Annotated in this window: 1 tRNA gene; it reads right to left on the bottom strand. The window is 44.7% G+C overall.

From position 1 onward, the window contains the following. Window positions 1–167 precede the first annotated feature (167 nt). Window positions 168–242 (bottom strand) — tRNA-Ile (locus AC1DQW_RS27895). Window positions 243–620 lie beyond the last annotated feature (378 nt).

Here is a 620-nt window from a genome sequence, read left to right as displayed (position 1 = left end):
CCGTTGACCCCCTGCGTGCAAGGCAGGTGCTCTAGCCAGCTGAGCTAATCCCCCTTAAGATGTGCCGAAAGCTCAAGGTGTAAAGCATAAAGCCTTTTCCTTTCTATCTTTCTTAGCCTGAAGTTTCCTGCTTGCTGCCTGTGGCTTTCTGCTTTCCGCTCCTATCGTAGTCCCGAGCAGATTTGAACTGCTGACCCCTACATTATCAGTGTAGTGCTCTAACCAAGCTGAGCTACAGGACTCTTTATTTTTAGTTCGCAGTTCTGAGTCTTAAGTTCTGAGTCTTAAGTCTTTTTTGACTCATGACCTTCGACTTCCGGACTGCATCCTGCCAACTGTGTCCTTTCGCTTCCTTTCGGCTGCACCACTGATGGCTTCATCTTTTGGGTTTCCTTTTTGTTTAATTATAGATGTGAGATATTAGATTTGAGTATGGAGAGCAGCTTCATTTGCATTTGGCTTTTTATCTCACATCTCATATCCGACGTCTCATATCTATTTTAAGAAATAATCATGTAGGTAACTTGTTACGATAGCTTCGTTACTGATACTGCTCCAGAAAGGAGGTATTCCAGCCACACCTTCCGGTACGGCTAACGGCTACCTTGTTACGACTTAGC

This window comes from Mucilaginibacter sp. P5_A4 (assembly GCF_056400605.1).
The sequence above is the reverse complement of the archived record's forward strand: the minus strand, read 5'-3'. Positions and strand labels throughout refer to the sequence as shown.